The 25,527-nt window shown below is 56.1% G+C and carries 21 protein-coding genes and 1 pseudogene; 12 read left to right on the top strand and 10 right to left on the bottom strand.

Going from position 1 to position 25,527, the window contains the following annotated elements; genetic code table 11:
• Positions 1–912, bottom strand: a 912-nt coding sequence (locus Q0M74_RS04900; protein ID WP_293952038.1) for a glutamine synthetase beta-grasp domain-containing protein, incomplete at its 3' end; no start/stop codon positions are given.
• A gap of 294 nt (positions 913–1,206) precedes the next feature.
• On the opposite strand from Q0M74_RS04900, the gene Q0M74_RS04895 reads away from it, so the two are divergent.
• Entirely contained in the window at positions 1,207–1,680 is a 474-nt protein-coding gene (locus Q0M74_RS04895; RefSeq protein ID WP_293952036.1) for an RDD family protein, read from the top strand.
• An 83-nt stretch (positions 1,681–1,763) separates the two neighbouring features.
• Here Q0M74_RS04895 and Q0M74_RS04890 read toward each other — a convergent pair whose 3' ends face one another.
• From Q0M74_RS04890 to sucB, 5 genes are all read right to left on the bottom strand, one after another.
• Entirely contained in the window at positions 1,764–3,392 is a 1,629-nt protein-coding gene (locus tag Q0M74_RS04890) for an aspartate:alanine exchanger family transporter (protein ID WP_293952033.1), read from the bottom strand.
• A gap of 152 nt (positions 3,393–3,544) precedes the next feature.
• The gene (locus tag Q0M74_RS04885) at positions 3,545–4,327 is read right to left on the bottom strand and encodes a DUF4191 domain-containing protein (RefSeq protein WP_293952030.1); all 783 of its coding nucleotides are present in this window, start codon (positions 4,325–4,327) and stop codon (positions 3,545–3,547) included.
• Positions 4,328–4,539: 212 nt separating this feature from the next.
• Entirely contained in the window at positions 4,540–5,586 is a 1,047-nt protein-coding gene (gene lipA / locus Q0M74_RS04880; RefSeq protein WP_293952027.1) for a lipoyl synthase, read from the bottom strand.
• 129 nt (positions 5,587–5,715) lie between these two features.
• On the bottom strand, positions 5,716–6,471 hold the full coding sequence (gene lipB, locus Q0M74_RS04875) for a lipoyl(octanoyl) transferase LipB (RefSeq protein WP_293952024.1): 756 nt from the start codon (positions 6,469–6,471) through the stop codon (positions 5,716–5,718).
• A gap of 114 nt (positions 6,472–6,585) precedes the next feature.
• Positions 6,586–8,256 (bottom strand): 2-oxoglutarate dehydrogenase, E2 component, dihydrolipoamide succinyltransferase, encoded by a 1,671-nt coding sequence (gene sucB, locus Q0M74_RS04870; RefSeq protein WP_293952022.1) that lies wholly within the window; start codon positions 8,254–8,256, stop codon positions 6,586–6,588.
• 127 nt (positions 8,257–8,383) lie between these two features.
• Here sucB and Q0M74_RS04865 point away from each other — a divergent pair, with 127 nt between their 5' ends.
• Positions 8,384–8,779 (top strand): oxidoreductase, encoded by a 396-nt coding sequence (locus Q0M74_RS04865; RefSeq protein WP_293952020.1) that lies wholly within the window; start codon positions 8,384–8,386, stop codon positions 8,777–8,779.
• A gap of 6 nt (positions 8,780–8,785) precedes the next feature.
• On the opposite strand, the gene Q0M74_RS04860 is transcribed toward Q0M74_RS04865, so the two are convergent.
• Positions 8,786–10,336, bottom strand: coding sequence for a leucyl aminopeptidase (locus Q0M74_RS04860; protein WP_293952017.1), 1,551 nt, complete (start codon positions 10,334–10,336; stop codon positions 8,786–8,788).
• A gap of 189 nt (positions 10,337–10,525) precedes the next feature.
• Between Q0M74_RS04860 and Q0M74_RS04855 the strand changes: the two genes are divergently transcribed.
• The gene (locus Q0M74_RS04855) at positions 10,526–11,629 is read left to right on the top strand and encodes a branched-chain amino acid aminotransferase (protein ID WP_293952015.1); all 1,104 of its coding nucleotides are present in this window, start codon (positions 10,526–10,528) and stop codon (positions 11,627–11,629) included.
• Between the two features lie 160 nt (positions 11,630–11,789).
• Positions 11,790–12,518 (top strand): SDR family NAD(P)-dependent oxidoreductase, encoded by a 729-nt coding sequence (locus tag Q0M74_RS04850; RefSeq protein ID WP_293952013.1) that lies wholly within the window; start codon positions 11,790–11,792, stop codon positions 12,516–12,518.
• 237 nt (positions 12,519–12,755) lie between these two features.
• Here Q0M74_RS04850 and cobT read toward each other — a convergent pair.
• Positions 12,756–13,802: pseudogene (gene cobT, locus Q0M74_RS04845) on the bottom strand (nicotinate-nucleotide--dimethylbenzimidazole phosphoribosyltransferase); the annotation flags it as partial.
• A gap of 225 nt (positions 13,803–14,027) precedes the next feature.
• Entirely contained in the window at positions 14,028–14,768 is a 741-nt protein-coding gene (locus tag Q0M74_RS04840; RefSeq protein ID WP_293952041.1) for a DUF3043 domain-containing protein, read from the bottom strand.
• A gap of 371 nt (positions 14,769–15,139) precedes the next feature.
• On the opposite strand from Q0M74_RS04840, the gene Q0M74_RS04835 reads away from it, so the two are divergent.
• On the top strand, positions 15,140–15,484 hold the full coding sequence (locus Q0M74_RS04835; protein ID WP_293952011.1) for an iron-sulfur cluster assembly accessory protein: 345 nt from the start codon (positions 15,140–15,142) through the stop codon (positions 15,482–15,484).
• Positions 15,485–15,608: 124 nt separating this feature from the next.
• On the opposite strand, the gene asnB is transcribed toward Q0M74_RS04835, so the two are convergent.
• Complete coding sequence (gene asnB, locus Q0M74_RS04830) at positions 15,609–17,531, bottom strand: asparagine synthase (glutamine-hydrolyzing) (protein WP_293952009.1); 1,923 nt, start codon at positions 17,529–17,531, stop codon at positions 15,609–15,611.
• Between the two features lie 581 nt (positions 17,532–18,112).
• On the opposite strand from asnB, the gene Q0M74_RS04825 reads away from it, so the two are divergent.
• The 7 genes from Q0M74_RS04825 to Q0M74_RS04795 form a co-directional block, all read left to right on the top strand.
• Positions 18,113–19,192, top strand: coding sequence for a cytochrome c oxidase subunit II (locus Q0M74_RS04825; protein WP_293952006.1), 1,080 nt, complete (start codon positions 18,113–18,115; stop codon positions 19,190–19,192).
• A gap of 18 nt (positions 19,193–19,210) precedes the next feature.
• A complete protein-coding gene (locus tag Q0M74_RS04820) occupies positions 19,211–19,642 on the top strand; it encodes a cytochrome c oxidase subunit 4 (RefSeq protein ID WP_293952003.1) in 432 nt (143 codons plus the stop codon).
• A gap of 701 nt (positions 19,643–20,343) precedes the next feature.
• Positions 20,344–20,961 (top strand): heme-copper oxidase subunit III, encoded by a 618-nt coding sequence (locus Q0M74_RS04815; protein ID WP_293952002.1) that lies wholly within the window; start codon positions 20,344–20,346, stop codon positions 20,959–20,961.
• A gap of 88 nt (positions 20,962–21,049) precedes the next feature.
• Positions 21,050–21,940 carry a c-type cytochrome gene (locus Q0M74_RS04810; RefSeq protein ID WP_293952000.1) on the top strand — a complete coding sequence of 297 codons (891 nt, stop codon included), beginning with the start codon at positions 21,050–21,052 and terminating at the stop codon, positions 21,938–21,940.
• Positions 21,937–23,163: a ubiquinol-cytochrome c reductase iron-sulfur subunit gene (locus Q0M74_RS04805; RefSeq protein WP_293951997.1), complete on the top strand. Its 1,227-nt coding sequence runs from the start codon at positions 21,937–21,939 to the stop codon at positions 23,161–23,163. The genes Q0M74_RS04810 and Q0M74_RS04805 overlap by 4 nt, the downstream gene beginning before the upstream one ends.
• Positions 23,160–24,782 carry a cytochrome bc complex cytochrome b subunit gene (locus Q0M74_RS04800; protein WP_293951994.1) on the top strand — a complete coding sequence of 541 codons (1,623 nt, stop codon included), beginning with the start codon at positions 23,160–23,162 and terminating at the stop codon, positions 24,780–24,782. The genes Q0M74_RS04805 and Q0M74_RS04800 overlap by 4 nt, the downstream gene beginning before the upstream one ends.
• Before the next feature lie 517 nt (positions 24,783–25,299).
• Positions 25,300–25,527, top strand: a 228-nt coding sequence (locus Q0M74_RS04795; protein ID WP_293951991.1) for an SdpI family protein, incomplete at its 3' end; no start/stop codon positions are given.

Here is a 25,527-nt window from a genome sequence, read left to right as displayed (position 1 = left end):
GTAGTAGCGGGCAATATCAGACAGGCCTGCGTAGCCGGACTCATCGTGGAAGAGTGGCTTGCCGTCCTTCCAGAGTGACTGGTGGGCATGCATGCCGGAACCATTGTCACCTGCCAATGGCTTGGGCATGAAGGTGGCTGCCTTGCCGTGCAGGGTGGCGGTGTTCTTGATGATGTACTTGAAGGTCTGGATATCGTCAGCTGCATGCAGCAAGGTGTTGAAACGGTAGTTGATCTCCTGCTGTCCACCTCCGACCTCATGGTGGAAACGTTCCAGGTGGAAACCGGCATCCTGCAAGTTGTGGACCATCTCATCGCGGATATCCACGGTCTGGTCATATGGGGCCACCGGGAAGTAGCCACCCTTCATGCGGTTCTTGGAGCCGGTGTTGGGAGTGCCATCCAAGTTGGTCTCACGGCCCCGGTTCCACCAACCCTCATTGGTATCAACATGGTAGAAAGCGGCGTTGGCATCGGTGGAGTAACGCACGGAGTCAAAGAGGTAGAATTCCGCTTCCGCGCCGAAGTTACAGGTATCAGCGATACCGGTGGACGCCAGGTATTGCTCCGCCTTGCGAGCCACATTACGTGGGTCACGGGAGAAGGCCTCACGGGTGAAGGGATCGTGGACAAAGAACTTGATGTTCAAAGTCTTGGCCTTGCGGAAAGGATCAATCTTGGCGGTGGCCAGATCCGGTAGCAGGTTCATGTCGGATTCATCGATGGTGGTGAAACCACGGATGGAGGAGCCATCAAAAGCCAGACCCTCTTCCATGGCGTCCTCATCGAAGGTTGAGGCCGGGATGCTGAAGTGCTGCTCAGTGCCGGGAAGATCGGTGAAGCGAACGTCAACGAACTCAACGTTTTCGTCTTTGATGAACTTGGTTACTTCTTCCGGGGTGTTAAACGCCACGGTAACTCCTCATGAACATGGGGTATAGGGTATTTGCGCGCCGGGCAAGCTAATAGGCTTGAAGTCCTTGAGACTAGACTCTAAGTGCAAATGTAGTCCTTGCGACAAAGTAAAGCATACGGCATTATCTGTCGATCTATCAAAACTTTTTTCAGAAGAGCCCGCTCACCAGCAGCGTGTCATACCTCCCATTATGATTCATTCTTGATGGCAGGGGGTGAGTTGTATCGCTTTTAGCTGAACTTTGCTTCATGTCGTTTCCCGTTTCCCCCGCAGTTGGATAGATTAAGGATCATGGCGAAACCAAGTAGAACCTGGCTTGATGGTCCGGAAATTCCTGCGGACTTTGATGATCCCGATGCACCAGGACGTTGGCCTGGCGAAAAACTCGGCCTTCCTGAAGAAGGCCAGGGGGCTCTGATTTCTGTGGCACGCCGCATCGGCGGAGTCTGTATTGACTGGGGCATTTCCTTGATTATTGCAACGGTCCTGACCAGTTTCGTAGATTTCCTCCCGAGGCAGGCCACCGTGACCCTCATCATCTTCGTGCTGTTGGGTTGGCTCAGTGTCTGGTTCTTTGCCCGCACTCCGGGCCAGGCCATGCTGGGAATGGGTGTTGCTCGCGTGGATGCAGAGGACCGCGTCGGTTGGTGGCGTGCCCTGGTACGCCCCCTTCTGACCATTTGTATTCTGCCTGCCGCCATGGTGGACGCTGATGGTCGTGGCCTCCATGACAAGGCCACCGGCACCGCGGTGATCCGCGGCTAAACCCCACAGAGCTTGTCGACGGCTGGGACGTTGCCTTTAAGAAGGCAACCTCCAGCCGTTTCTGCTTCCCAAGGAGCTTTCTTCTAGATCAGGAGAAAAAGTAGACTTTGCGCTGCGATAATCTTGGCTACCATGGCCAGTGGATACACCGAGGTATAGCCCATGGCGGGGAGTTCATTTTTGGTGGTTTCTGATACATAACTCAGCACCGCCGGATGGGTCTGTGTGCCGGCCAGAATGCCCGCTGTTTCCCCGAAGGGGATACCCATGATTGCGTGTCCGACAATCAACACGGTCAGGCACATGAATAGGGTGAATAACGCACCCACCCCGATGATGAGCAGTGATTCAGGATCGCCCATGGCAGAGCGGAAACCAACACCTGCTGTTGTTCCGATCGCCGCGAGGAACATGGTGATGCCCAATTGACGCAACGCCAGGTTAGCGCTGTAGGGGATCTGCCAGACCACCTTGCCGGTACGGCTCTGAGCACCCAACACCAGAGCCACCAGCAGGGGGCCGCCGGCGCTGCCGAGTGATAGTACGCTGCCTCCCGGAAGTGGGAACTCCACCATGCCGACCAGCACTCCGAGTGCTAGACCGACCATCAGGGGGATGAGGTTGAAATCAGCGAGCCGTTTATAGGAATCACCAAAGATATGGGTAGCTTCGTCAATACGGTCTGCAGGGGCGACAACTCGGACCCGATCACCAAGTTGCAGCTCCATCTCAGGGTGCGCGATCAGATCAGAATCACCACGGCGGATACGTGTGATCATCATTCCAGATAACCTGTTGCGCAGCTTGGACAAGGGAATGCCCACCATGGATTCGTCAGAAACGAAAATGCGACGGTAGTTCAGATCAACAGCCCCATAGGGGTCACCGGTGGTGAATTCTCCAATGAGTGCTTCTGCACGCTCCAGCTCATCATCTGAACCAACGACGGTGAGAATATCACCCAACCTGGTGCGATCACCCTCCTCCGGGATGAACTGTTCCTCATCCCCGCCACGTTCCACGCGGGAGACGATCACATCAAGATCCAACAGGGCGGGGATGTTGCTGATGGCAGGAAGATCATCGCGGGTGACCTGGATGCGGCGCCCGTGGAGTTCTTGTATCCATACACCGGCATCTGTGGCCTCCTTCTGGTGATCAACCTTCATGATGGCACCGTAGATCGCGATGGTCAGGATAACCACCAGGACGCCCAGAGGATAGGTGAGGGAATAAGCCACCACAGGCAGTTCGAGAATATGGTGGACTGCGCCGGAATCGGCGTCGATAAGCGACGGTAAGGCATCGACCACCGCGGCCATCGCCGGGGTATTGGTCAGCGCACCGGTCAACATGCCGGCACCTGTTGCCGGTTCCAGATTGAACAATTTGATCAACAGCCACGCCAGGGCAGTGGTGGACACGATCGCGCCCAGAGCCAGCCCATTATTACGCAGACCTGTTGACTTCAGAGATTTGAAGAAGTCTGGTCCTGACTCCAGCCCGATGGTGTACACAAACAGCGCCAGACCCACAATGTAGATTAACGGCGGGACAGTGATATCAGGTTCAATCGTGGAAAACGCCAGGCCCACAAAGAGCACCGCGGCCACTCCCAGCCGGAAACCAAAAATCTTGATCCGGCCCAGCAGCAGGCCAATGCTCATGATGGACACCAATGCCAACAGCTGATTTTCTACAAGAAGGTTCACATGGCTAATAATCACACGGAAAAGGTATTATTTCCCGCCTTTAAGCACATGTTCAACCTCACAGGGGGGGGGAGTGCAAAAAGGGACGCACCCTCCAGATATGGAGAGTGCGTCCCCTTGGTGAAACAAGGCGCTGACGCGGGTGGGTTAACCTACTTCTCGCCCTTGCGCTCAGATTGACGACGGGCACGACGGTTCATGCCGGACATGCTGGCACCCTTGGGGAGCGGGCCCTTGGGCAGGGCTGCACCCTGAGAGTTAGAGATATGATCCATGGCTTCAATACGTGCAGCCAGGGAAGCAACCTCATTCTTCTTGTAGTTGCGGGGAAGCTTGACCATCTCACGCTGCAGCTTGGAAATAGGGGTCTGTCCCTCGCCGTCACCGGTGATGATCTCAAACACTGGCACACCAGGAGCCAGACGGTTCAGACGTTTACGCTGCTGAGCCATCAGCGGCTTCAGGCGGTGGGAAGCGCCCTCACCAACCAAAACCACACCAGCCAGACCGATGACACGGTGAACCGCATCCATCTGGGTAGTCACTGCAACCGCAGTCTTGGTGCGCCAGGTCATGCCGACACCGGAGCGCAGGTTCTCCACAGCCCAACCGGCGGCGCCAGCCTGACCAGAGGCACGCTTGTATACATCGCGCTCAACACGACGGGTGAAGATGAACATCGCTGCGACAACACCGGCAACAATGCCGATCGGCAGCATCCACCACTGTCCGCCCCAGATCATACCCAGGAGGAACAACACCAGAGGAATGCCGAGGACTGCCAGCAGCATCAGCGGGATAAGAGCTTTATCTTGCTTGCGCTGCATGTTGAAGACCTGCCACATCTGTGAGCGAGTCTCTTTGCGCTTAGCCTTCTTTGCTGCTGAGATTTCTTTCTTGGCGGCCTTAGCCGCCTGCTTCTTCGCGTCTGCCATGCCCTTAACAATAGGTGATCGCCTCAGCCTTGCGAAAATAGGACGCATATTACGCTCTATTGATGTGGGCAGGGTGTGAAAACCTGGGGTAGGAGCTTCACAGGAAGTACCGTGAAGAAGGAGAAAATCCTCCTCCCCTGGGAAAAGGGGAGGAGGATCTCAACTGGGAAAGCAGACAGAGTAGATGTCTTGAGTTACTGTAGCTTGTCCGTTCAGCTGTTGGCAGCCACTGGAACATCCGCAGAAGCGCCATAACGCTCCAGAAGTGAGGAGGCTTCCTGGGTGGTTGGGCCTTCAGAGGTCTCAGCCAGGTGGGAGAGGTTCTCCGGCAGCTCTTCGCCACGGAACTTCAGGGCCTGGGAGTAGAGCTTTCCGGCACGGTAGGAGGAACGAACCAGTGGCCCGGACATGACCGCGGCGAAACCGATCTCGGTGGCCTCTTCAGACAGGTCCACGAACTCCTCCGGCTTGACCCAACGCTCGATTGGGTGGAACAGCGGACCGGGGCGCAGGTACTGGGTGATGGTGATGATGTCAGTACCAGCTGAGTGCAGGTCTCGCAGAGCCTCGGAGATCTCCTCACGGGTTTCACCCATGCCGAGAATCAGGTTGGACTTGGTGACAAGACCAAAGTCACGTGCCTGACGAATGACATCAAGGGAACGGTCATAACGGAACGCCGGACGGATGCGCTTGAAGATACGCGGCACGGTTTCTAGGTTATGGGCAAACACCTCGGGGCGGGATTCGAAAACCTCCTGGAGAAGGTCCTTCTTGCCGGAGAAATCCGGAACCAGGTTCTCAACACCGGTGTTCGGGTTGAGTTCATGGATCTTGCGGACAACCTCGGCATAGAGCCAGGCACCCTCATCAGGAAGATCATCACGGGTGACACCAGTGATGGTGGAGTAATTCAGACGCATTTCGCGAACAGACTCAGCAACACGAAGTGGCTCACCGCGATCGAGTGGCTCAGGCTTGGCAGAGTTGATCATGCAGAAATCACAGCGGCGAGAGCAGTTGGCACCACCGATGAGGAAAGTAGCTTCGCGGGATTCCCAACATTCGTGAATATTGGGGCAACCGGCCTCCTGACACACAGTGTGCAGGGAGGCGCCAGCGACGCGTTCCTTCATGTCCTGATACTCAGGTCCGTTTTTAACCTGATTCCTGATCCATCGAGGCTTGGTTTCGATCGGGGTTTCCGAGTTCCTGGCCTCGACGCGAAGTAGTCGACGTCCTTCAGGTGCGATAGTCACAGAAGCAACCTTACATCTTTCAAAATTGATAATTAATTTAGGTCAGCAAACCCATACGAGTTGAGTGACAGGTTCACCGAAGGTCTTAAAGAGTTCCAACGTATGAGATGAGCAGGATAATTCCCGGACCTACCCCCGTTTAGGCGTAGCTTTTGTGGGATCGGGGGCTGCGGCGAAGCTGTGATCGGCCACAATGAGCCGACCCGCCAGGGCATCATCTAAGGCGGTGAGCAGTGGCACGGTCAGTTCCTCCGTGGCAACATCCCGACCAAGTTCACGAGCCAATGTGGTCTGGCCGGCATCATCAATTCCGCAGGCGATGATGTGCTCATAAAACTCCAGGGAGTTATTACAGTTCAACGCCAGACCATGCATGGTCACACCACGGGTAACGCGGATTCCCAGGGCTGCGATCTTGGAATCAGCCTGTCCATCATGAGCAGGCACCCAGACACCAGAACGGCCATCAACCCGTCCCGCTGTGCTGATTCCGACTTGGCGGACAACCTGAATCAAGGCCTCTTCTAATCTGCGGACATAATCAACCACATCGATCGGCTCTGCCAGCTTGATGATCGGGTACATCACCAGCTGGCCCGGCCCGTGCCAGGTGATGCGGCCACCCCGATCTACATTGATCACCGGGAGACCATTGGTGGGCAGATCCTCCGGCTGGGTGCGTTTTCCAGCGGTATAGACCGAGGGGTGCTCAAGCACCAAGATCTGATCATTGATCTCATCAGCAGCACGCCTTCTGGCGATGTCTGCCTGGATGTCCCAGGCCTTCTGATAGTCAATGATCCCGAGGTTCTGGATCTCAATGGGACTGGCCGATGCTCTGATGGATCGGTCCGCAGGGAAGAAGGGATCACGTGGTGCTGTCATGATGAACCCACCCTACATCGTTGACGCGTCACATGACATCAAAAAACCGCTGACCGAGATGGCCAGCGGTTATTTGATTCAACGGATCACCGCTTCAGCAGGATCAACAAGGACTTAGAGTCCCAGATCACCCTCGAAGTTAGCGGTCTCCAGGCGGTCCTTGATGGTGGACATGAAGCGACCAGCATCTGCACCGTCCACGACCTGGTGGTCGTAGGTCAGCGGCAGGCCAACCATCTGACGGATGGCGATGGAATCGATGCCATCTTCGGTGATGACCACTGGACGCTTGACGATCGCACCGGTGCCCAGGATTCCAGCCTGTGGTGGAACCAGGATCGGAGTGTCAGAAAGTGCACCTTCGGAACCGATGTTGGTGATGGTGAAGGTACCACCGGACAGATCCTGTGGCTTCAGCTTGTTGTTGCGTGAGCGGTCGGCCAGATCGACGATTGCCTTGGCGATCTCCGGGATGGAGAGCTCCTGTGCATCGTGGATGACCGGGGTCAGCAGACCAGCAGGGGTATCCACGGCGATAGCCACGTTGACGGAGGCGTGGTAGGTCATTTCCTTGGTCTTAGCGTTGTAGGACGCGTTAACGTTCGGGTGATCAACCAGTGCCTCAACAACAGCCTTCACGAAGAATGGCAGGTAGGTCAGGTTGACGCCATGCTTCTCCTGGAAGGCAGGCTTATTCTTCTTGCGCAGCTCAGCGACGCGGGTCATGTCGACCTCATGCAGCTGGGTCAGCTGCGCAGAGATCTGCAGAGCTTCGACGGTCTTCTTCGCCGTGATCTCGCGGATACGGTTGACCTTCTGAGTGGTGCCACGCAGCTTGGCCTTCTCCGGATCCACAGACTTGGTGGACGCAGCGGACTTCGGTGCTGCATCAGCCTTGGCAGGTGCAGACTCGCCGGAAGCAGCAGCCAGGACATCCTGCTTACGGATGCGACCACCGATACCGGTGCCCTCCACGGTGTTGAGATCAACATCATGCTTCTCAGCCAGCTTGCGGACCAATGGGGTGACATAAGGAACGTTGTCACCGGAAGCGGATGCCGCAGGTGCCTCCTTCTTCGGGGCTTCCTTCTTAGGTGCCTCTTCCTTCTTTGGCTCAGCCTTGGCAGGTGCCTCTTCCTTGGGAGCTTCCTTCTTTGGCTCAGCCTTTGGCTCTTCCTGGGCTGGTGCGGCGTTGCCGTCGCCGATGCGGGCGATGACTGCTCCGACGTCGACGGTATCGTCTTCCTCAGCAAGGATTTCCACGATGGTGCCGGCGACCGGGGATGGGATCTCGGTGTCGACCTTGTCAGTGGATACCTCGAGCAGCGGCTCGTCGACCTCGACGGTGTCGCCTACAGCCTTCAGCCATTGGGTGATAGTGCCTTCGGTTACTGATTCGCCCAGCTCGGGCATCTCTACGTCGGTGGCTTCACCGGAAGCTGCAGATGCTTCTTCCTTGGCTGGAGCCTCTTCCTTGGGAGCTTCCTTCTTAGGTGCTTCTTCCTTCTTTGGCTCAGCCTTTGGCTCTTCCTGGGCTGGTGCGGCGTTGCCGTCGCCGATGCGGGCGATGACTGCTCCGACGTCGACGGTATCGTCTTCCTCAGCAAGGATTTCCACGATGGTGCCGGCGACCGGGGATGGGATCTCGGTGTCGACCTTGTCAGTGGATACCTCGAGCAGCGGCTCGTCGACCTCGACGGTGTCGCCTACAGCCTTCAGCCATTGGGTGATAGTGCCTTCGGTTACTGATTCGCCCAGCTCGGGCATCTCTACGGAGAACGCCATTATTTAAGACTCCTCGCAAGTCATGTCGTTAATTGGAAACTAATAACCAAGAGAATACCGACTTGGTCACCTAAGTGTGGACTTCGGGTCATTTGAGGCCAACAGGTTGCCCCCTACAATTGAAGATGTGTTCAATTTATTCGGCCGGAAAAAGACCCGTTCCAACCTCCGACCCGCCCGCGGCCCCGGGGAAACAGTGCGTCCTGAGGACCTGTCCTTTCTACAAGAATGGGTCCGAGGTCGGCCATTCGTCGAAGGATTTATTGAGCCGGAAACGCTGGTCAATGAAATGTCGGTTGTCCTTGTGGATGAGACCGGTACTTTTGTGCGCAGACGTATCGGGGGGCCCAAGGGAATCGATGTGATCATCAAGAAACTAGGCATCCCGATTTATGACGTGGAGGAAACCGGTTACCCCCAAAGGATGCGTGAAAGAATTGAGTACGAACGGATCCTCCGCAAGCGTGAAGAGCAAAAAGCTCGCCGCGCTAAATTTGAGCGCGGCGAGCATCCCGGGGTCTAACCAGTTCTACTGGTTCTCAGCCAGATCGCTGAGAACCTGAATAAAGGTACGAACCGGCTGACCGGTTGCACGCTTCGGGGTGTAGCCAAAAGGAGCAGCGGTGTTGAACGCAGGGCCCGCGATATCAACGTGAGCCCATTCAATACCCTCGCCCACAAACTCCTGGAGGTAACGACCAGCAGCGGACATTCCGGCAAAGCGAGAATTGGTCACGTTGCGCAGATCAGCAACCTGAGACTTGACCTCCTCATCCAATTCCTCCGGCATGGGCATGGCCCATGCCTGCTCACCCACGGAACGGCCAGTGGCAGCCACGGAATCACGGAACTCATCGGTGCCCATGACACCGGAGGTGCGGATACCAAGAGCAACCAGCTGAGCACCGGTCAGGGTAGCAGCGTCGATGAGGTAGTCAGGCTTGTCCTCAGAAGCCAGTGCCATCGCATCAGCCAGGATGAGACGACCCTCAGCATCTGTGTTGAGGATTTCAGAGGTGATGCCACCGTAATGGGTGATCACATCGCCTGGGCGGAATGCATCACCGGAAGGCATGTTCTCCGCCATCGGAATGGTGGCGGTGACATTGATCTTCAGGTTCAGGCGGGCAGCGGCGATGATGGTGGCAATCACTGCTGCGGAACCACCCATGTCCGAGATCATGTTTTCCATGCTGGCACCCGGCTTGAGGGAGATGCCGCCGGTGTCGAAGGTGACGCCCTTGCCCACCAGTGCAACATGCTTGGAGGCCTTGCGGTGCTTCCAGGTCAGACGGAGCAGACGTGGCTTGCGGGAAGAGCCGTTGCCGACGGCGAGGATACCACCGAAACCGTCCTCAGCCAGCTGCTCGTCATCCAGAATCTCGGTCTTCAGACCGTACTTGCCAGCCTCATTGGCTGCGATGACAGCATAAGATTCCGGGTAGAGATGTGATGAAGGGGTGTTGACCAGGTCGCGGGCCAGGATGACTGATTCCACAATGATCTGGGATGCAACGAATTCATCCTTGTCACCACCGATGAAGTGAATGGTCAGAGGTTTATCAGCAGTGTCCTCTGCATCCTCGTCCGATGCCTTGCGCAGACCCTTGTAGGAATAGGAACCCAGTCCGAATCCGGTGACAGCTGCTTCGAGTCCGAGCTCACCCACGGTGGTGGCAATGTTTTCCACACCGCTGAGGGAGCGGGCGACGGTGCCGGTGGCACGGCGGAGTTTTTCGTCGTCAAGCTCATCTGCCTTGCCCAGGCCCACGGCGATCACCGGGGCGACATCCTCGATGCCGGGGATGCGGGTGACCTCGTTGATCTTGCCCTTGGCACCGACAGCTTCCAGCTGCTTCAGGATGCTGGCCTGCTGTTTGTCATTGAAGATGGTGTTGAGCTGATCGCCTCCTGCAAGCTGAAGGGAATCATCTTCAGTGAAGACAGCAACGATGACTGCGTCAACGTTCTTGGGAAGCTTCTTATCCAGTTTGAGGTCAGCAACACGGCCACGAACCGGGATGGAGGCATCCTTGGAAACCTTGGCGGGTGCTGCGGTGCTGACGGCGTTCTTTGCCATTAATGTACAAATCCTCTCGAAGTGAAGCGGGAAGCCCCATGAGTGTCATGCGGCTACTGTTTCGTACCTATCAAGCCTAGCCACAATCCCGGCTGATGAGACGGAAAGCCCGGTGGGTAACCAATGAATGGGCGCAGATGTTGAACCCATCTGCTGAAGGAGGCCCTGTACAGGTGTAACTTAAATACCATGACGTCTATTGAGTTCACTGTGACCCGTACCGAAAACCCGACGTCACCCGATCGTTTGAAGGACATCCTTGCAGCCCCGCAGTTTGGTAAGTTCTTCACCGACCACATGGTGACCATCGACTGGACCGAGGAAGATGGCTGGCAGAACGCCCAGGTAGTCCCTTATGCTCCGATTCCGATGGATCCAGCGACCACAGTATTCCACTACGGGCAGGCCATTTTTGAAGGCATCAAGGCCTACCGCCATGAGGATGGGTCCATCAAGACCTTCCGGCCGGAGGAAAACGCCAAGCGCCTGCAGAAATCCGCGGCCCGCATGGCCATGCCGGAGCTTCCGGTAGATGATTTTCTCAAGTCTCTTGAACTGCTCGTTGACATTGATCAGGACTGGGTTCCAGAAGCAGGCGGCGAAGCCTCCCTCTACCTGCGTCCCTTCATGATCTCCACCGAGGTCTCCCTGGGTGTCAGTCCGGCCAACGCCTACAAGTTCATCGTGATCGCCTCTCCTGTTGCCGCCTACTTCTCCGGTGGCATCAAGCCGGTTTCAGTCTGGTTGAGCGAGGACTACGTCCGTGCCTCCCCAGGTGGAACCGGTGCCGCCAAGTTCGCAGGAAACTACGCAGCATCCCTGTTGGCTCAGGCTCAGGCACAGGACAAGGGCTGTGACCAGGTGGTCTGGCTGGATGCCATTGAACACCGTTACATCGAGGAAATGGGTGGCATGAACTTAGGGTTCATCTACCGCGATGGTGAGAAGACCCGACTGGTCACCCCGGAACTTTCTGGCTCACTGCTCCCGGGAATCACCCGTGACTCGCTGCTGCAGGTTGCCCGCGACCTTGGCTATGAGGTTGAGGAGCGCCGCATCAGCACCACCGAGTGGGAAGACGATGCTACATCTGGTGCCATGGCTGAAGCCTTCGCCTGTGGCACTGCTGCAGTGATCACTCCGGTGGGCACCGTGAAGTCCAACCGTGGTGAGTTCACGGTGAACAACAACGAAGCCGGCGAGGTAACTCTCAAGCTGCGTGAAACCCTCACCGGAATCCAACAGGGCAAGGTCGAGGATATCCACGACTGGCTTTATACCCTGGTGAAGTAGGTTCTTTCTCCCTGGAAAGAGGCGACACCCCGCATGGAATGAGAAGGTTTTCAACCTTCCTCTGTGCGGGTTTTCCTTTGTCTGCTTGAGTACTACAGACCCCGGGAAACTCTGCAAGAAAACCAACCCCACATTCATCCGACGTGGCATTATTGGGCACATGACAGATTTAATTCACTCACAGGACCAGAAAGTTGCCCTCGTCACCGGAGGTTCAAGCGGAATCGGTGCAGCCAGTGCACGTGCACTGGCTGCAGATGGATGGAAGGTGGTGGTTGCTGCCCGACGTATGGACCGTTTGGAGTCCTTGGCTCAGGAAATCGATGGCATCGCCCATGAATTGGATGTGACCTCGGATGCATCCGTCGCGAAACTGGTTGCCGATATCGGTGCGATTGACCTGTTGGTGAACAACGCCGGCGGCGCCAAGGGTATGGATAGCATCCGCGATGCGGATCTGGAGGACTGGCAGTGGATGTATGAGACCAATGTGCTGGGTACCCTCCGTGTGACCCGTGCGTTCATGGACACCCTGTCAAAGCGTGACGGTTTAATCATCAATATCGGTTCCGTCGCAGGCCATACTCCGTACGCCGGGGGAGCAGGCTATAACGCCGCCAAGCATGGTGTGACAGCTATGAGCCGGGTACTGCGTCTGGAAACACATGATCAGCCGCTCCGTGTCACTGAGATCTCCCCGGGACGTGTGGACACTGAGGAGTTCTCCCTGGTGCGCTTCGGCGGAGACACCGAACGTGCCAGATCTGTCTACCAGGATGTATTGAACCTGACTGCTGAGGATATTGCAGAGACCGTCCGCTGGGTGGCTGGGCTGCCCAACCACGTCAATATCGACACCATGCGGGTTGTCCCACGCGACCAGGTGTAGAACCTCAATATCCCCTGGGATTGCAGGAGTCGTGTTCAGACTCCGGTGGGGGGTAGGCGGGATGTTTTCGCTTGATCTCTAAGCGGGGTGATCGCCACCGGGGGCAGGAGACACAGGTGGTGCTGCTTCCTCTGGCACCGTGGCAGTAGCAGAGACAGGCGCAGTGGTGTGCTGTTCGCCTGCCTCCTGTGGAATCGGGATCGGAGCGTCGTCTGCGACATCACCGACACCGCCACCTGCGGCATCAAGCCGGTCATCAATATTTGCCGCTACCAGGGTGTTCATGTCCAACATGATGTCCACACTCATCTTCACCAGCGGAAGCGCGGTGGCTGCACCGGTGCCCTCACCCAACCACATCCCATAATCCAGGAGCGGCTTCAGTCCGAGTGCATCCAGGGCGATCGTGTGGGCAGGTTCAGTGGAGCGGTGTCCTGCAATGAACCAACGACGAGCCCCCGGAGCCAGTTTGTTGGCCAGTAGTGCTGCCGCAGTAACCACAACACCATCGAGGATCACCGGGGTGCGGCGCACTGCAGCCTGCGCGATGAAGGCAGCCATGGCAGCAATATCGGGAGAAGAGATCTTCTGTGCAATGGCAATGGGATCCTGACGAAGGGTCCGTACACGAAACATGGCATCGCGGATGGCGGTGACCTTCCGCTTCCAGCCTTCGTCATCAATGCCGGAACCACGTCCGACCACCACTACGGGCTCAGCGAGGGTGAAGGCACCGATCAGTGCGGCCGCCGATGTGGTGTTGGCGATTCCGAGATCACCGGGAATCAGGATATCTGCCCCGGAATCAACCTCCTGATCAGCAATGCGCTTGCCGATCTCAAAGGCACGCAGCACCTGCTCTTCAGTCATGGCATCTTCAACGTCGATGGATCCACAGGAGCGTGATACCCGTTCCTCACCCCAGGCATCATGATCCAGGGAGATATCTGCCACCCGCACCGAGGCCCCACCAGCACGGGCAAGGACGTTGATGCTTGCGCCACCATCGATCATGTTGGCAGCCTGCTGGATGCTCACTGACTGTGGGTAGGGGGATACACCTCTGGAGGCAATGCCATGATCGCCGGCAAAAACCACCACCCGTGGGCGCTCAATGCGTTTGGGAGGTACCTGTCCCTGACAGGCTGCGATGAAACACCCGATGTCCTCCAGCCGTGCCAGAGAACCAGCCGGCTTGGCCAATATGCGGTGGTAGTCCTCGGCCTGACTCCGGATTTTCTGATCAGGAAATTCCACACGCGCGAATAGTTCTGCTGGAACCATCACCAACTCCTCAACATGGATGCATGACTGTGACCGGGGTACCGGTCAAAACGTTTTCAACTCTAGTGGCAGAAACCGGTGAGATGTTTGATTCAACATGCCGACCTCCAGGTCCTCCCGTGCCCCAACTCGTCGGGCATCGTAGCCAGATACGCAACAGGGCCAGGTCCTCGGGAAGATATTTCCACGGACCTGGCCCCTCACAAAGCACACAGTGCGTACGGTTTAGACGTCTGCGCCCAGCTCAACACGGGGGCGCGGAGTGCGCCATTTACGTGGCTGAACCGTGCGGGAGTAGGCGTAGTAACCTAGTCCGAAACCGGTCTCAGTGGTCTCTGGGAACTTGGCACGTACCGCCTTGTTCACACGACGGCCGACATTGATGCCTTCAATCAGGAACACCAGCATCAGCAGCATGGCAAACATGGAGGCCGTAGCCGCGAACTCCGGGAAGAAGTTGCCCACCAGCATGATCACCAGCAGCGCAAGTGCCACCGGCATGACGAAGTTGGAGACAAAACGACGTGCATCCACCCAGTCGCGGGCATAACGGCGTACGTCGCCGCGGTCACGGGCCAGAAGGAAGGATTCCTCACCCCGGTCCATGGCAGCCTGGTTCTCACGCTGGCGCTTCATCCGCTCATCACGCTCACGCTGCTTGTAGGCCTTGTACTCCTCCTTGGACATGGAGGCTTTCATCTCTTTGCGCTTTTGACGAGCCTGACCATAGGTATCAGACGGAGCCATGGACTGACGGCCGACGATACCGCGCTCCAGCTCAACGTCCTTGCGCTTAGGGGTGGGACGCCCCTTGGGAGGCGTATAACCCCGGGGTAGCCTCTGATCCTGACTGGCATCAGTAGCCCCGGACAGGTGCTCGGACTGCTTGGCTACGGAGGCACCTGAGGCCTCGCTCTCAGAGTCTTTTGACTGCTTCTTTTTATCCCACGGAAGTTTCACACACATCAGGCTACAAGGAATTGATGTGGATTCGGGAATAGGGGTGTCCAATGCGCTGTTGGAAGATGACAAGGACCTGTCTTCCTGATCTTTTAAGGAACACATCTGAAGGGCCGCTGGGATCCTGTAAAATCTGCAGCGCACCCCGATGATGGCAGAGCTCCAGACAAAGACATAAATAAATACGGATAAACTCTCATTTACGCATCAGGTTTTGGTGAGTACTCTGAGAGGCAGAATATCTTCCATGACCGCACAGTGGCTGACACCTTTCCTAGCACTGTTGGGAATGCTGCTGAGGTCAGGAGAGTAGACTGCATGCCAACTAAGATGTACGGGCCAATAAACGGGCCGAAAAGTTTAAGGAGATTAAAGCGATGACCGCTCCATCTACAAACACCGGCGTTGTCATGAGCGACTCGGCTGCTGCGAAGGCCAAGGCACTCATTGACCAAGAAGGTCGCGATGACCTTGCCCTGCGCATCGCCGTTCAGCCAGGTGGCTGCTCAGGACTGCGTTACCAGCTTTACTTTGATGACCGCGCACTGGATGGTGACAAGGAAGATACCGTCGGCGGTGTTCGCCTGGTGGTGGACAAGATGAGTGTCCCTTACCTGCTCGGTGCACAGATCGATTTTGCTGACACCATCGAATCACAGGGTTTCACAATCGATAACCCCAATGCTGGTTCCTCCTGCGCCTGTGGCGACTCCTTCAACTAAATAAGTTCATCCCCAGAAGGCAGCCTTTGCCGTCTGGTTGAGGGTAATGAAAAAACTGCTCCCCTAACCTCTGTGGTTCTTGAAAACCTCAGGGTTGGGGGAGCAGTGCTATTTTCTGCAGCTTTTAGAGCTCGACTGGGTAGTCGCGATCCTCAATCTGGGGATCAATGCGGTTTTCCACAAAGATTCCATGCCAGACCATGAACGCCAGGACCGTCCACAGACGACGGGAATGATCCGTCACACCGGCCCGGTGCTCGTTGAGCATCTCCAAGACAGCCTTCTTATTGAAGATCTCATCGGTCTGTGACTCATTGATGGTGTCCTGAGCCCAACCGAAAAGTTCATCACCGGCGAGCCAGTGACGCATCGGAACCGGGAAACCAAGCTTCTTTCGGTGCAGAACATGCGGTGGAACAATCTGCTCCATCGCCTTGCGCAGCGCGTACTTGGTGGTGCCATTGGCAAGTTTGAGATCATGCGGAATGGTTTCCGCGATCTTGAACACTTCCTTGTCCAGGAAGGGCACACGCAGTTCCAGAGAGTTGGCCATGTTGATCTTGTCAGCCTTGACCAGGATGTCACCGCGCATCCAGGTGAAGAGATCAAGGTGCTGCATGCGTGCAACTGGATCCATATCGCGGGACTGTGCATAGATCGGGGCAGTGACCTCACGGTGGTCCCATTCACGACGTGCCCATGGGATGACACGTTGCATCTGCTCAAAGTTGAAGGAGCGGGCGTTGCCGTAATAGCGTTCTTCCATGGTCATGGAGCCACGCTCCAGCAGGGATTTACCCTTCACGCCATCCGGCAGAACCCTGCTCAAGCGACCGAGGCCACGGCGCAGGGGAGCAGGGATCTTCTCGAAGGGAGCAAGCGACAGCGGTTCCTTGTAGATGGTGTAACCACCAAAGAGCTCATCAGCGCCTTCGCCGGACAGTACCACCTTGACGTGCTTACGGGCTTCTGCAGCGACGAAGTAGAGGGGGACCAGGGAGGGGTCTGCTACTGGATCATCCAGGTACCACATGATTTTAGGAATCGCGTTGGCGTATTCCTCAGGTGAGACGATCTTGACGATGTGTTCAACGCCGAGTGCCTCCGCAGACTCAGCAGCGACATCAACCTCTGAGTAGCCCTCACGTTCAAAGCCTGTGGTGAAGGTCAACAGATCAGGGTTGTGACGCTTTGCCAGAGCTGCAATCGCCGTGGAGTCAATACCGCCGGAGAGGAAGGAACCCACGGTGACATCAGCGCGCATGTGTTTTTCCACAGAATCTTCAAGCGCACGAGCGATCTTGTCAAAGAGCTGTTGCTCGGAACCCTTGGGAACGGAGGTCACGGGGAAGCGTGGTTTGAAGTAGCGCTTCTGAACCAGTTTGCCACCGGCGGTGATGGTCGCAGTGCAACCAGACTCCAACCTGCGGATCCCCTTGTGAAGGCTTTCCGGCTCAGGGACATACTGCAGATCCACATAGTGCTCAATGGCGCGCTGATCAAGGCTGAGATCTAGACCCATCTCGGGAGCCATCTCCAGGATGGTCTTCTTCTCGGAGGAGAACACAGTTCCTACCGCAGTGGTGGCATAGAAGAGTGGTTTGATGCCGAACTGATCACGCGCGAGGAAGAGGGTCCTCTCCTTCGTGTCCCAGATAGCAATGCCGAACATGCCGCGGAGATGCTCGACGACGTCAGCGCCCCAGTGGTGGAAACCAGCAACGATGGGTTCACCATCGCCCTCGGTGTTAAAAGTGTAGCCGAGGTCTGCCAGCTCCTTGCGCAGCTCGATGTAGTTGTAGATTTCGCCATTGAACGTCATTGCATAGCGGTCCGGCTCATCTGCCGGGCCCCAACGAAGTGGCTGATGAGAATGGGCGATGTCAATGATAGACAGGCGGTTGAATCCGAATGCAGCATCAACATCATGCCAGGTGCCTGCATCATCGGGGCCGCGGTGGCGCATGCAGGGAAGAGCCCGTTCGAGCGCGGGCACGAAATCAGCTGCATTCCCGTTAGCAGTTAAAATGCCTAGAAGGCCGCACATGGGTAAATGTCCTCCTGAAAGAGATTTCGCACCTTATATATAGGACGTGTCAGCGAAAGCAGGACAGTGGCCGGGGTGCATGGTGATCAACCCCTAATACGATACGGGCGTGGGCGCGGTCGCGCGAAACTGGCTCGCCGAAATAGGTTAAAACGTTTATGCCTCCGCTCTGACGCTGATTCGGGAGCGATGTGAGTGTGTTTGATGAATTTCAGTGCTTTAAAGATGCCAAAACGGGCATTTTCCACCCGCTGAGCGTGATCTCCGCAGGCTAATTGAGCTGGAGGTTCCCCTGTCCGATGGGGGAGGTGGGGGTGATGGCAGGCGGATTTCAAGGGCAACCAAAAGATTGATGGCGTGTGACCTGGGTAACTGGCTGGGTGGGGGGATTCTGTCCATAGCTTGGAAAAACCTTGGTGTCCTTGCAGCTGAAGGTCTTTTGGTGTCGGTCCAGAGCGTTTCCAAGTGTGCTGAACTGTGAATCCGTAGATATGGAAACGGCAGGCAAATAGGCTATTCTGCGTAGATAGAAATGACCGTAAGGTCTCTAGTTTTTGTGTGGACAGGAAGGCAGAACACACGTGGAACAGCAAAACAAGCGTGGTTTAAAGCGCAAGGCCCTGCTCGGCGGCGTCTTGGGCTTAGGCGGCCTCGCCATGGCGGGCTGCGATGTGGCCGCACCAGGTGGCACATTCGGTTATTTTCTCCGCATGGGATGGCCAGATGGCATTACGCCTGAGGCCGTTTCCATGGGCAACTTCTGGGCATGGGTCTGGGTTGCTGCCTGGATCATCGGCATCATCATGTGGGCACTCATGCTCGTCGGTGTATTCTCCTGGAATGCAAAGAAGGCGGAGAAGCGCGGCGAGGGCGAGTTCCCTAAGCAGCTCCAGTACAACGTTCCATTGGAACTCATTCTGACCATCGTGCCGATCTTCATCGTCATGGTCCTGTTCTTCTTCACCGTTCAGACCCAGGACAAGGTCACCGCACTGGACAAGGACCCAGAGGTTACCGTCGACGTAACCGCCTATCAGTGGAACTGGAAGTTCGGTTACTCCGACATCTCCGCTGACCTGGGACCTGATGGCCAGGCTTACACCGGTGTTGATGAAGATCGCCAGGCTCACGCCGAGGCTTCCAAGCAGGACCCAGCCGGCAACAACCCGATTCACGGTAACTCCAAGTCAGACGTCTCCTACCTGCACTTCAACCAGATTGAGACCCTCGGCACCACCGATGAAGTTCCAGTTCTGGTTGTCCCAACCAACACTGCAATCGAGTTCAACCTCGCATCTGCAGACGTTGCCCACTCCTTCTGGGTTCCGGAGTTCCTCTTCAAGCGTGATGCCTACGCTCACCCTGAGGCCAACAAGTCTCAGCGTGTCTTCCAGATTGAAGAGATCTTCGAAGAGGGAGCATTCGTTGGTCGTTGTGCTGAGATGTGCGGCACTTACCACGCAATGATGAACTTTGAGCTCCGCGCAGTTGATCGCGATTCCTTCGCTGAGTACATCGACTTCCGCGACGCCAACCCGGAGGCATCCAACGCTGAAGCTCTCGAGCACATCGGCGAAGCTCCTTACGCTACCTCCACCGCCCCGTTCGTCTCTGACCGCACCGCTACCCGCGACGGCCAGAACTTCCAGGCGAACGCATAAGAGAGGAAGAGCGAAAAAATGAAGTCTTCATCAAAGATCATGTACAGCCTGACCGTGTTCCTAGTGGCAATGTCGGTCATTTACATCCTGTCCACCATGCATGTCGATGACAAGGGATCCGTCCCTGGCGTGGAGTGGGTTGGTGCTACAGCATTCACCCTCTCGGCTGGTCTGACCCTGATGCTCGGTGTTTACCTTCACCTCACTGAGCGTCGTGCCGACGTTCTTCCAGAGGATTGGGAAGAGGCTGAAGTTCAGGATAAGGCTGGAACTCTCGGCTTCTTCTCCCCAGGTTCCATCTGGCCTGCAGCAATGTCAGGTGCCGTCGGCTTCCTTGGTTTGGGAATCATCTTCTTCCACTACTGGATGATCGCAATTGGCGCCCTCCTTCTGATTTTCACCGTTTCAAAGCTCAACCTGCAGTACGGTGTCCCACGCGAAAAGCACTAAGACAACTAGATAGCTTTTAACTAGACCTCGGGTCTGGAATGTTTAACATTCCAGACCCGAGGTCTTTTTTGTGGCAAAGTCAGATCCCTGTCTTGATGCAATGGGGATGGGAGTGGGGGAGGGGTGTGCATCTCCATCTGCTTCTCTAATGGGTGGGAAGCAGACCTGGGATTTGTTTTTGGGGTCTGGGCTCATGCGGCAATCTCTTGAGATTCTGGCAATTTCCGGTGAGCGTCAAGCTTGAGAATATCGAATGGAGGAGGCTGTCGCGGATAGTTCCCAGAAGCTGTGGATTGGGGTGAGGTGGGGGTTGCCTGTGCGTTCGTACAGCAGTACTGGCCTGTTAAGCTGCGAAAATGCAGGTCATCGGGGGTCATCCGAAAGTTGCAGAGCCGTCCGGAAGTCACGATTTGGGCATGTGACTTGTCTCTCAGGGGATTTGCTGGAAAATCTGTGGAAGAGGGGACTGGGAACCAACTTTCAGTTAGAAAGTCCCAATATGCCACAGGCGAGAAGCTTTAAGAAAGCTAGTGACCTGCGATTATGTATTAGTCGTTTGATTGCCTTGTTTAGTTCCCGGACATCTGAAAAATCTTTTGCGGGGGGAGGCTGAAAAATACCGAAAAAGTGGGGTTCAAACTTTTAATTGAAACGGGGGGCATGAAGTGACTTTGTCTTTTCGACCGGCCATACTAGATAGCGTGACGAGCGCAGTTGGAAATACAGGTATGGCAGCACCACAACGTGTTGCGGCACTGAACCGTCCCAATATGGTCAGTGTCGGCACCATTGTGTTCCTGTCTCAGGAATTAATGTTCTTCGCCGGACTTTTCGCGATGTACTTCGTGTCCCGGGCGAATGGATTGGCAAACGGATCTTGGGCTGAGCAGACTGATTACCTCAATGTGCCTTATGCACTGGGAATCACGATCATTCTGGTCTCATCTTCCGTTACATGTCAGTTCGGAGTTTTTGCGGCTGAAAGGGGTGACGTTTACGGTCTCCGCAAGTGGTTCTTGATCACGATCATTCTTGGTACAACCTTCGTGATTGGGCAGGCATATGAGTACATCACCCTGGTCAGTCATGGATTGACCATTCAGAGCAGTGTTTATGGATCCGCGTTCTACATCACGACCGGCTTCCACGCCGCTCACGTTATCGCGGGTGTCATTGCATTCGTGGTCGTTCTGATGAGGATCCAGAAGGCGAAGTTCACACCGGCCCAGGCTAGCGCAGCGATGGTTGTGTCCTACTACTGGCACTTCGTTGACGTTGTCTGGATCGGCCTCTTCATCACGATCTATTTCATTCAGTAGGCCGCAGGGTCATCACAGGGTGAGGGGAACCCCTCTCACCCACGATGATCCAAAGCCCTTCACTTCCAGAGTCGAGATTCAAAGGGAAATGATGGAAACCAATCCGCAGACCTCCGAGGGAGCCAGCAAGGCTCAAACCTCGGCAAAGAAGGTCAAGAATCGCCGTAAAGTACGGCGCACTGTCGCTGGCGCGATGGCACTCACCATCGGCTTGAGCGGTGCTGGAATCCTCGCAACCGCGATCACTCCAGACGCACAGATCGCCACCGCTCAGCGTGACGATCAGGCAATGATCGCAGAGGGCAAGGACCTCTACGACGTAGCCTGCATCACCTGCCACGGCATCAACCTCCAGGGTGTTGAGGACCGCGGTCCTTCACTCATTGGTGTTGGCGAGGGCGCAGTGTACTTCCAGGTTCACTCCGGCCGTATGCCTATGCTCCGTAACGAAGCACAGGCTTCACGCAAGACCCCTCGATACACCGAGGCACAGACCCTTGCTATCTCTGCTTACATCGCAGCCAACGGCGGTGGACCGGGACTCGTTTACAACGAGGACGGCACCGTCGCAATGGAAGAGCTTCGCGGCTCCAACTTCGACGGCCAGATCGACCCGCTGGATGTTTCCCGCGGCGGCGACCTGTTCCGTCTGAACTGCGCATCCTGCCACAACTTCACCGGTCGCGGTGGAGCACTTTCTTCCGGTAAGTACGCTCCGGTTCTGGACCCTGCCAATGAGCAGGAGATTTACCAGGCAATGCTGACCGGTCCTCAGAACATGCCGAAGTTCTCCGATCGTCAGCTCTCTGCAGACGAGAAGAAGGACATCATTGCCTTCATCAAGGCATCCAAGGAAACCCCAAGCCCTGGCGGTTACTCTCTCGGTGGTCTCGGCCCAGTTTCTGAAGGCCTGTTCATGTGGGGCTTCGGCATCATGGTTCTCATTGCTGCCGCTATGTGGATTGGATCGCGTTCATGAGTAACAACACGAATAAGCAGTACACCAAGCAGGAGCTCAACGCGATGAGCAACGACGAGCTTGCTCGTCTGGGCACTGAACTGGATGACGTCACCATTGCTTACCGCAAGGAACGTTTCCCCGTTCCCAACGATCCTGCAGAAAAGCGTGCAGCGCGCGCAGTAGGAATCTGGGCAGCACTCGGGATCATCGGTGGTCTCGGTTTCCTGGCTACTTATATCTTCTGGCCATGGGAGTACAAGGGCCACGGTGACGAGGGCCTCATGTGGTACACCCTCTACACCCCGATGCTCGGCATCACTTCCGGTCTGTGCATCATTGCCCTTGGTATCGCCGGCGTTCTCTACGTCAAGAAGTTCATTCCTGAGGAGATCGCAGTACAGCGTCGCCACGATGGTCCTTCTGAGGAAGTTGACCGTCGTACCATCGTTGCACTGCTGAACGACTCCTGGCAGACCTCCACCCTCGGTCGTCGTAAGGTCCTCCAGGGCCTCCTCGGCGGCGGTGCTGTTCTGGCGGGTCTGACCATCGTTGCTCCAATGGGTGGCATGATCAAGAACCCATGGAAGCCAAATGAAGGCCCCATGAGCGTTATGGGTGACGGCACCCTGTGGACCTCCGGATGGACCCTGCAGGAAAACGGCATCAAGCTCTACCTCGGTCGCGACACCGGAGCTATCGCCGAGTCCCACACCGGCGAATCCGGCCAGCACTGGACCACCACTGGTGTTTCCCGCCTGGTCCGCATGCGTCCAGAGGATCTCGCAGCTGCCTCCATGGAAACCGTGTTCCCTCTGCCAGCAGAGGACGTCAACGATGGTGATCGCTACGATCCACAGCGCGACGTTTACACCAACCACATGCACGCGGTCCACGGACCTCGTAACGCAGTGATGCTGATCCGTCTGCGTACTTCTGACGCGGAAAAGGTCATCGAGCGCGAAGGCCAGGAGTCCTTCCACTACGGCGATTACTACGCATACTCCAAGATCTGCACGCACATTGGTTGCCCGACCTCCCTCTACGAGGCTCAGACCAACCGAATCCTGTGCCCGTGCCACCAGTCGCAGTTCGACGCACTGCAGTACGGCAAGCCCGTCTTCGGCCCAGCCGCACGTGCACTGCCACAGCTGCCGATCACTGTTGACGAAGAGGGTTACCTCGTCGCCGACGGCAACTTCATCGAGCCACTCGGTCCGGCATTCTGGGAGCGTAAGTCATGAGTAAAGCAGCAGCAACAATGGGAAATAATCTTGATTCCCGTTACACCATGGCCGGTGGAATCCGCCGCCAGATCAACAAGGTTTTCCCAACCCACTGGTCATTCCTTCTCGGCGAGATCGCTCTTTACAGCTTCATCGTCCTGATCCTGACCGGCGTCTACCTCACCCTGTTCTTCGATCCTTCAATCACCAAGGTCATTTATGACGGTGCCTATCTGCCACTTAACGGTGTGGAGATGTCCCGCGCATACGTGACCGCCCTTGATATCTCCTTCGAGGTTCGTGGTGGCCTGTTCGTTCGCCAGATGCACCACTGGGCTGCGCTGATGTTCATGGTCTCCATGATGGTTCACATGATGCGTATCTTCTTCACCGGTGCGTTCCGACGTCCACGTGAAGCAAACTGGATCATCGGCTGTGTTCTCCTGATCCTCGGCATCGCCGAAGGTTTCATGGGTTACTCCCTCCCGGACGACCTGCTCTCCGGTGTTGGTCTCCGAATCATGTCCGCGATCATCGTGGGTCTGCCGATCATCGGTACCTGGATGCACTGGATGGTCTTCGGTGGAGACTTCCCATCTGAGATCATGCTTGACCGTTTCTACATCGCACACGTTCTGATCATCCCGGGCATCATCCTCGGACTGGTTGCGGCTCACCTGGCACTTGTCTGGTACCAGAAGCACACCCAGTTCCCAGGTGCGGGACGCACTGAGAACAATGTTGTAGGTATCCGAATCATGCCGGTCTTCGCTGTGAAGTCCGTTGCATTCGGTGCGATCACCCTTGGCTTCCTGTCCTTGCTTGCTGGTGTCACCACCATTAACGGAATTTGGAACATTGGCCCCTACAACCCATCGCAGGTTTCCGCTGGTTCCCAGCCGGATATTTACATGCTGTGGACAGATGGTGCCGCCCGTGTCATGCCGGCGTGGGAGCTCTACTTCGGTAACTACACCATTCCGTCTGTGTTCTGGGTTGCCATCATGCTGGGCATCCTGGTTGTCCTTCTATTTGCTTATCCATTCATTGAGGCCAAGCTGTCTGGCGACAAGGCACACCACAACCTGCTGCAGCGTCCACGCGACGTTCCAGTCCGCACCTCCCTCGGTGTCATGGCGATGGTGTTCTACATCCTGCTGACAATCTCCGGTGGTAACGATATTTGGGCTTACCAGTTCGATATCTCACTGAATGCAATGACCTGGATCGGTCGTATCGGTCTGATCGTATTCCCAGCCATCGCATACTTCATCACCTACCGTCTGTGTCTCGGCCTGCAGCGTTCCGACCGCGAGGTCCTGGAACACGGCATCGAGACCGGTGTCATCAAGCAGATGCCAAACGGTGCCTTCATCGAGGTTCACCAGCCACTCGGCCCAGTCGACGAGCATGGACACCCAGTTCCACTGCCTTACGCAGGCGCTGCAGTTCCGAAGCAGATGAACGAGCTCGGATATGCTGAACTTGAAACCCGTGGTGGCTTCTTCGGTCCGGATCCGGCCGACGTTGCACAGAAGGCACAGGCCATCGCCCATGCCAACCACGCGGAAGAAATTGCAACCCTGGCTGCGCTCCAGGAAGCAAACATCAAGCAGCAAGAAGAAGACAACAAGTAATTCTTCGCCTGTATTTTCCAACCAGGAAGCCTCTCGCATTAAGCGGGAGGCTTCCTGGTTTTCTGCTTCCTAACCCAGGAAGGTGAATGGACTGGCCACCATAGGAACCACCTGGAGCAAGCCAAGATGCTCCCCCAGATATTCTCTGGCCAGAACCTGAAGCGTTCGTTGTTGTGTCGGCACACTGGCATAGACAGGGTGCTTGCAAGTCGGGGAGAGGGGAGTTCAGTGCAGAACAGGCATTCAGCTGGGATGCTCCTGCGTGTCTCTACCGGGCCCTGAAGACGGATCTCGGGGGATCAGGGGGGGGGGCTCAGGGGAATCAGGTGAAGATGCGAGTGGGAATATCTTAGAAGCCGCAGATTTTCTTCCCAGGTGCTGATTTAATTGATACGTCAGTATTTATTTTGGCTACCGCTGGGGGCGTTGCACCTGACTCCGTATCACCTGATCACTGGAATCACCCTGATCATTGCTGGTTTGCTGGTTTGCTGGTTTGCTGATTGGGCGGATGGCGGTGTCAGCAAAGAAGGAAACACTGCAGCCGAACTTCTGGTTGGGTATTAGAACTCATGATTTGATGAAGTCTAAGAAGGCCTGGATTGTTGGGCACAAGGCAGCTGCTCAGCATCTGTTGATTGGAGCGGCAGGCGTTATCCTCGCCGGGGTGGTGTCGATTTTCGTACAGTTTGACACGGTGGCGGTGATATCCATGGCAGGTACTGCTTGGATGGTGGCTTTTCTG

This window comes from uncultured Corynebacterium sp., assembly GCF_945649885.1.
In the GTDB taxonomy this organism is placed as follows: Bacteria; Actinomycetota; Actinomycetes; order Mycobacteriales; family Mycobacteriaceae; genus Corynebacterium.
This window is presented reverse-complemented; position numbering and strand designations above follow the sequence as displayed.

What these genes read in the sequence shown, in the direction of transcription:
- lipB (WP_293952024.1), bottom strand. Translation starts at nt 6,471, where the DNA reads ATGACAGCACCACGTGATCCCTTCTTCCCTGCGGACCGATCCATCAGA.
- Q0M74_RS04810 (WP_293952000.1), top strand. Translation starts at nt 21,050, where the DNA reads ATGATGGAAACCAATCCGCAGACCTCCGAGGGAGCCAGCAAGGCTCAA.
- Q0M74_RS04820 (WP_293952003.1), top strand. Translation starts at nt 19,211, where the DNA reads ATGAAGTCTTCATCAAAGATCATGTACAGCCTGACCGTGTTCCTAGTG.
- Q0M74_RS04850 (WP_293952013.1), top strand. Translation starts at nt 11,790, where the DNA reads ATGACAGATTTAATTCACTCACAGGACCAGAAAGTTGCCCTCGTCACC.
- Q0M74_RS04855 (WP_293952015.1), top strand. Translation starts at nt 10,526, where the DNA reads ATGACGTCTATTGAGTTCACTGTGACCCGTACCGAAAACCCGACGTCA.
- Q0M74_RS04840 (WP_293952041.1), bottom strand. Translation starts at nt 14,768, where the DNA reads ATGTGTGTGAAACTTCCGTGGGATAAAAAGAAGCAGTCAAAAGACTCT.
- Q0M74_RS04835 (WP_293952011.1), top strand. Translation starts at nt 15,140, where the DNA reads ATGACCGCTCCATCTACAAACACCGGCGTTGTCATGAGCGACTCGGCT.
- Q0M74_RS04860 (WP_293952017.1), bottom strand. Translation starts at nt 10,336, where the DNA reads ATGGCAAAGAACGCCGTCAGCACCGCAGCACCCGCCAAGGTTTCCAAG.
- Q0M74_RS04805 (WP_293951997.1), top strand. Translation starts at nt 21,937, where the DNA reads ATGAGTAACAACACGAATAAGCAGTACACCAAGCAGGAGCTCAACGCG.
- Q0M74_RS04895 (WP_293952036.1), top strand. Translation starts at nt 1,207, where the DNA reads ATGGCGAAACCAAGTAGAACCTGGCTTGATGGTCCGGAAATTCCTGCG.
- sucB (WP_293952022.1), bottom strand. Translation starts at nt 8,256, where the DNA reads ATGGCGTTCTCCGTAGAGATGCCCGAGCTGGGCGAATCAGTAACCGAA.
- Q0M74_RS04800 (WP_293951994.1), top strand. Translation starts at nt 23,160, where the DNA reads ATGAGTAAAGCAGCAGCAACAATGGGAAATAATCTTGATTCCCGTTAC.
- asnB (WP_293952009.1), bottom strand. Translation starts at nt 17,531, where the DNA reads ATGTGCGGCCTTCTAGGCATTTTAACTGCTAACGGGAATGCAGCTGAT.
- Q0M74_RS04885 (WP_293952030.1), bottom strand. Translation starts at nt 4,327, where the DNA reads ATGGCAGACGCGAAGAAGCAGGCGGCTAAGGCCGCCAAGAAAGAAATC.